This window comes from uncultured Campylobacter sp., assembly GCF_938017615.1.
Classification (GTDB): Bacteria; Campylobacterota; Campylobacteria; order Campylobacterales; family Campylobacteraceae; genus Campylobacter_B.
In genome coordinates, this window is record NZ_CALIJA010000182.1 from 1 (window position 1) to 5,899 (window position 5,899).

At 49.3% G+C, this 5,899-nt stretch carries 6 protein-coding genes; all 6 read left to right on the top strand.

Features of this window, described 5'->3' with window-relative positions; all coding sequences use genetic code 11:
- Positions 1 to 173 precede the first annotated feature (173 nt).
- The 6 genes from nikR (at position 174) to Q0620_RS09420 (ending at position 5,662) form a co-directional block, all read left to right on the top strand.
- On the top strand, positions 174 to 605 hold the full coding sequence (gene nikR / locus Q0620_RS09395) for a nickel-responsive transcriptional regulator NikR (protein WP_298024210.1): 432 nt from the start codon (positions 174 to 176) through the stop codon (positions 603 to 605).
- A 759-nt stretch (positions 606 to 1,364) separates the two neighbouring features.
- The gene (hypB, locus tag Q0620_RS09400; protein ID WP_298784741.1) at positions 1,365 to 2,207 is read left to right on the top strand and encodes a hydrogenase nickel incorporation protein HypB; all 843 of its coding nucleotides are present in this window, start codon (positions 1,365 to 1,367) and stop codon (positions 2,205 to 2,207) included.
- Positions 2,207 to 2,488 carry a HypC/HybG/HupF family hydrogenase formation chaperone gene (locus Q0620_RS09405; protein ID WP_298040960.1) on the top strand — a complete coding sequence of 94 codons (282 nt, stop codon included), beginning with the start codon at positions 2,207 to 2,209 and terminating at the stop codon, positions 2,486 to 2,488. Before hypB ends, Q0620_RS09405 begins: the two co-directional genes overlap by 1 nt.
- Positions 2,489 to 2,523: 35 nt before the next feature.
- Entirely contained in the window at positions 2,524 to 3,621 is a 1,098-nt protein-coding gene (gene hypD, locus Q0620_RS09410) for a hydrogenase formation protein HypD (RefSeq protein WP_298040962.1), read from the top strand.
- Between the two features lie 187 nt (positions 3,622 to 3,808).
- Positions 3,809 to 4,993: a hydrogenase expression/formation protein HypE gene (gene hypE / locus Q0620_RS09415; RefSeq protein WP_298784744.1), complete on the top strand. Its 1,185-nt coding sequence runs from the start codon at positions 3,809 to 3,811 to the stop codon at positions 4,991 to 4,993.
- Positions 4,994 to 5,101: 108 nt separating this feature from the next.
- Positions 5,102 to 5,662 (top strand): hydrogenase maturation nickel metallochaperone HypA, encoded by a 561-nt coding sequence (locus Q0620_RS09420; protein ID WP_298784746.1) that lies wholly within the window; start codon positions 5,102 to 5,104, stop codon positions 5,660 to 5,662.
- Positions 5,663 to 5,899 lie beyond the last annotated feature (237 nt).

Consider the following 5,899-nt stretch of genomic DNA (forward strand, 5'->3'; position numbering starts at 1 on the left):
TTCATCGCGCTAGTACTAAAATACAACGCGAAACTGCGAGCAAAATTTCAAAATAAGCGCGGTGCCTTGGAGCTTTAAATTTTAAAGAATAAGCCAAATTAGCGCAAAATTCTTAATATTTGAGCGGAATTTCGGTAAAATTACGTTCAAAATACGCGAAATAGGGGGACACTATGAAAAAAGAGGAAAAAGAGAGCGCCGTAAGATTTAGCATTTCGCTGCCGACGAAGCTTTTTGAGGATCTCGATGAGATGGTGCGCGCCAAGCAATACCTAAGCCGCAGCGAGTTTATCCGCGATCTGATCCGCGAAAAGATGGTCGAGGGCGTGCTTCACGGAGATGGCGAGGATGATTGCGTGGGCGTGCTTTGCATCGCTTACGATCATCACCAAAGCGATCTGATCGAGCAGCTCGTAGAGATCGAGCACCACGCAAACGTCACCATCATCAGTACCAGCCACTTCCACATCGACGAGCGCCACTGCTTCGAGGAGATCACGATGCGGGATAAAATTTCAAAGATCGAGCGGCTCAGCGCCAAAATCGGCGCGCTAAAAGGGGTGAAATTTTCCAAGCTCGTAAAGGCGGTTATCACCGAAGCGTAGGGCTTTTACGCATTTTTAAAAACAGCGCAGCGCGCTAAATTTTACGCGCTTCTAAATTTAAACACAGACTGCGCGACTTTTGTAGGTTACGAAGCGCGATTTTGCGGTCGCGTAGTAAATTTAAAATTTAAACGCAGCGTCTACGTTAGGCGGCAGCAAAGTTTGTTTAAATTTACGCAGCGAACGCTAGCGTGAAATTTAGAAATTTTAATCAAAAGCGCTCTTGTCGCGGGTTGAAATTTACGCACTGGCGCGAGATCGGTACAGCTAGCGACTAAATTTTATAAGGAGCCGCATTTTCATGCCGTATTTGTAAAGCCCGAGTTAGCGTAAAATCGATATGAAAACGGCTGCCGCGACGATGTTCGGCACGCCGGAGAGAGCACGCGCGAGATTGTAGAACACCGGGATAAAATCCGCTCGCAAGCCCTGAATTTCGCGCTTCTATCTACGGCGACTTTGGTATTTTTTTGAGCCGCTGCACAACCGCACAAGCCCTAAATTTACGGCGTGCGACTTTGTGTGATCTACGAGCAGGCGATAAAATTTAGAAGCAGCGTCTTTGCTCGCTAGCTTTAAATTTTGCGTCGAGCCTTCGCAAGCAGCGCACTAAATTTAGACGAAAACGAAGCACGTAAATTTCAAGCCTCATTAAATTTCATAAAATTCCGCACTTCGATATAAAATTTATCAAATTTACGCCGTTTAAAGCAAAAACGTGGTATTTTACGCGCAAAATTTATTTTCCAAGGATAAAAAATGTGTAAAGATTGCGGCTGTTCAGTAGGCCATACTCACGAGGCGGGCGCCCATTCGCACGCAGATATGACACACGAGCATGTCCACACCCACGCGGACGGCACCGTCCACTCCCACGCTCATATGCACGAGGCGGGGATCGATCACGAGCACGACGCGCACGATCACGTCCACGCAAATGTCGCTATCAGCGATGCTAAGACGATCGAGGTGATGAGTAAAATTTTAAGCGCCAACGACGAGGAGGCCGCTCACAACAGAGCCCATTTTGACGAGGATAAAATTTTATGCTTAAATTTGATGTCGAGCCCCGGTAGCGGCAAAACGACGCTGCTTGAGGCCACTATCAAAAGCGGCAAATTTAAAATCGGCGTCATCGAGGGCGATCTAGAGACCAACCGCGACGCCGATCGCATCATAAAAGCGGGCGCGCAGGCCCATCAGATCAGCACCGGCGAGACCTGCCATCTGGATGCCTTTATGGTTCACGAGGGGCTTCATCATATCGATACTAAAAATTTGGATCTGGTTTTCATAGAAAACGTCGGAAACCTCGTCTGCCCAGCGGCATTTGACGTGGGCGCGCACCTGAACGTAGTGCTTCTAAGCGTGCCCGAGGGCAGCGATAAAATCGCAAAATACCCCGTGATATTTCGCCGCGCAGACTGCGTCGTAATCACCAAAACAGCGCTGCTACCGCATTTTGACTTCGATATGGAGGAGGTGGTGCGCGAAGTGCACAAACTCAATCCGAAAGCCGACGTCATCGCTCTTGATAGCAAAAGCGGCGAGGGTGTGGAGAAATGGCTGAAATTCCTACAATACAAGAAGGAATTTCGTTAATGTGCCTTTCAATCCCTTCAAAAATCATCTCGATCGACGAAAATAATTTCGCGACGGTGGAGACTCTGGGCGTGCGCCGCGGCGTGAGCTTGGATCTGCTCCCTGAGCCCGCGGCGGTCGGGGAGTACGTGCTGATCCACGTTGGTTTTGCGATGGAGAAGATCGATACGCAGCGAGCGAAGGAGAGTATCGAAATTTACGAGCAGATCGCAAAGCAGATGAGAGCGGAAGAGAGCTCCGTATATCAAAGCATAGAGCCGAGAGCCGGCGCAGAGAATTAAAACGGCTTGCAAACCCGTAAAATTTAAGGTAAATAATGGATCTAATCAAGGATTTTAGGGATAAGGAGCTGATTTTAGCGCTTAGCAAGCTGATAATTTCCAAAAGCAAAAGGTCGCTAAACATCATGGAGATTTGCGGCGGACATACGCACTCGATCATGAAATTCGGCCTTCCTAGCCTGGTCGGCGACAATATAAAATTTATCCACGGCCCCGGCTGTCCGGTGTGTGTGATGCCGCGCAGTCGCATCGACGAGGCGATCAAGCTCGCCGCGATGCCGCAGAGTATTTTTTGCACTCTAGCAGACATGCTGCGCGTACCGGGCTCTCACACAAGCTTACAGAAGCTGCGCAGCGAGGGGCACGACATCAGGGCGCTTTATAGCCCGCTTGATTGCATAAAGATCGCGCAGGAAAATCCGCAAAAAACGGTGATATTTTTTGCGATCGGCTTTGAGACGACGACGCCGATGAGCGCCGTGCTTATCGATAAAGCGCTAAGCTTGGGGCTAAAAAATCTCTTTTTTCACATCAACCACGTTACGGTGCCCGCGCCTGTGCGAGCGATCTTGGACGATGCGAACGTGCAGATAGACGCGTTTTTAGGGCCTAGCCACGTAAGCGTGATCACCGGCGCGAAGGCCTACGAAAGTATCGCGCGCGATTATAAAAAGCCGATCGCCGTAAGCGGATTTGAGCCGCTTGACATAATGGCGGGCGTGTTAAATTTGGTGGAGCAGCAAAACGCCGGCACCTACGAGGTTTTCAACGAATACGAGCGCGTCGTAAAAGAGGGCGGCAACCAAAAAGCGCAAAATTTGATAGATAAATATTTTGAAATTTGCGATTTTTCGTGGAGAGGGCTCGGCGAAATTCCAAAAAGCGGCATGAAGTTGCGCCCGCAGTACGCGGCGCTGGATGCCAGGGTGCAGTTTGATTGCAGCGTACAGAGCGCTCCCGAGAGCAAGGCCTGTATCTGCGGCGAAATTTTGCGCGGCAAAAAAAGCCCCTATGATTGCAAGGTTTTCGGCAAGCACTGCACGCCGCAAAACCCGATAGGATCGTGTATGGTCTCAAGCGAAGGCGCATGCGCGGCGTACTATAAATACGGCGACGTCAAAAACGCGGGCTAAATTTTGCGCGCTGTATCCGGCTATCAGGGCGGAAATTTTAAAACAAGTCGTACTTTAAAATTTTAACCGAAGCGGAATGGTTGCGCTAAATTTGCTTTAAAATTTTGCGCGGCGTCGTATAGTAGCACGGCTTGTTCGGCTGCGCAATACGGGCTTTAAATTTTAAAACCGAGCGAAAAGGAAAAATTTGAACGAAACTATACTTTTAAGCCACGGCGGCGGCGGCGAAGAGATGAATAAGCTTATCAACGAGACGATCTTTGCGGTGTTTGATAATGAAATTTTGCGCGCCAACAACGACAGCGCGATACTAAATTTGAACGCAGAGGCGGGTTTTGACCGCGCGGCGAACTCTGCTTTGAATTCGGCGGCTAGTTTCGGCGGCGAGCTGGCTTTCAGCACCGATAGTTTCGTCGTCACGCCGCTGTTTTTTAACGGCGGCGACATCGGCAAAATCGCCGTTTGCGGCACCGTCAACGACCTTGCGATGGTGGGCGCCAAGCCGCTGTTTTTAAGCTGCGCGCTCATCATCGAGGAGGGGCTTAGCCTAAGCGAGCTGCGACGCATCCTGGACTCGATGGCGAGCACCGCGCGAAGCTGCGGCGTTCGCATCGTTTGCGGCGACACGAAGGTCGTGCCGCGCGGCAAATGCGATAAAATTTTTATCAACACTAGCGGAATCGGCCGTGTTTTGCGACCTGCGCGCGTGCAAAACATCAAAGCGGGCGCAAAAATCCTGCTTAGCGGCGACATCGGGCGGCACGGGGCGGTGATACTCGCGGCACGCGACGAGATCGCGCTAAGCAGCGAGCTGCGAAGCGACTGCAAACCGCTTTGCGCCGCAACCCAAAAACTGATCTCGCAAGGCGTGAAGATCCAAGCTATGCGAGATGCGACGCGCGGCGGGCTTAGCGCGGTTTTGAACGAATTCGCAAGCTCTAGCGGGCTTGAATTTTTAGTGCGCGAAGAGGATATCAAAATCAGCGACGAAGTAGTGGGCGTGTGCGAGTTGCTGGGCTTTGAGCCTTACGAGCTTGCGAACGAAGGTACTTTCGTAGCGATCGTAGAAGATGATGCCGAGGCGGATAGGGCGCTTGAGATACTGCGCGAATTTGACGCAAACGCCGCGATCATCGGCGAGGTACGCGAAGTAGGGCACAGCGGAGGCGAATTCAGTAGCACTTTAGCACCAAAGCTTGGCGCGCATGACGAATCTATGGACGCGAGCGACGTGGGCGCGGTATCAGAAAATAGAGCGGGGCAATTTCAAGCTCCGTATGCGGTAAAAGGGCGAGTGATTTTGCAAAATGCCTACGGCTCGCAGCGATTTTTAGAGCTTCCAAAGGGCGAGCTGCTGCCGAGGATTTGTTAAATTCGCGTGCAAATTCGGCAAATTTAAGCCTAAATTTTGGGCGCGTTTTTAAATTTACAACAAAATTTCGCATAAAATACGGCGCGGCCGTAAAATTTAGAGGGAAAAATGCATGAACTATCGATCGTAGCGGATCTTGTGGCGCTATGTGAAAAGGCGCTAAACGCTGAAAAAGCGAAGAAAAAAGGCGCGACCGAGCAGGGCGATAAAAATCGCTGTGATATTATTGCCGATACCGCTAGAAATACAGACTCTGCAAATACCGACATAATAGACACCAAGAATGCCGAAAATACGGGCATTGCGAATATGGACTCGAACGACAAAAACGGCGATTTTGCTGAAAACTTTGATGCAAATCCGCAGACGCCTTGCGATACACCTAGCGCAAAAAATCCGCAGATAAGGGAACTGCACGTAAAAATAGGGCGGCTAAGCGGCGTGGAAGCGCATTATCTGCAAAACTGCTATGAAGTCTTTCGCGCAGGCACCGTCTGCGAAAATGCGGATCTCATCATCCACACCCAAGAGATCGTCGTAAAATGCAAAAACTGCGGTTTTAGCGGAGATTTGACGCAAAACGACTTTTCTTGCCCGCGTTGCAAAAGCTCCGAAATCAGCGTAATCGATGGCGAGGATATGTATCTAATGCGCCTGGTTATTGAGTAAAAGAGAGCGTTTTCTAGGCGCAATAAACTTCCCATATTTCAAATTTTAAACTATTACACATAAGCGAAATTTTCATTTCCACCCAATTCAGATATTTAGCTATTTTAGTTCTTGCAGAAAATACGTTTATCCTGCCGATTTCATTTGAAGTCACGGATAAATTATTGAATATAGATTTATGTAAAAATTCTTCTAATAAAAACACCAAATGCGTCAAAAATACATGAAATTATTCAT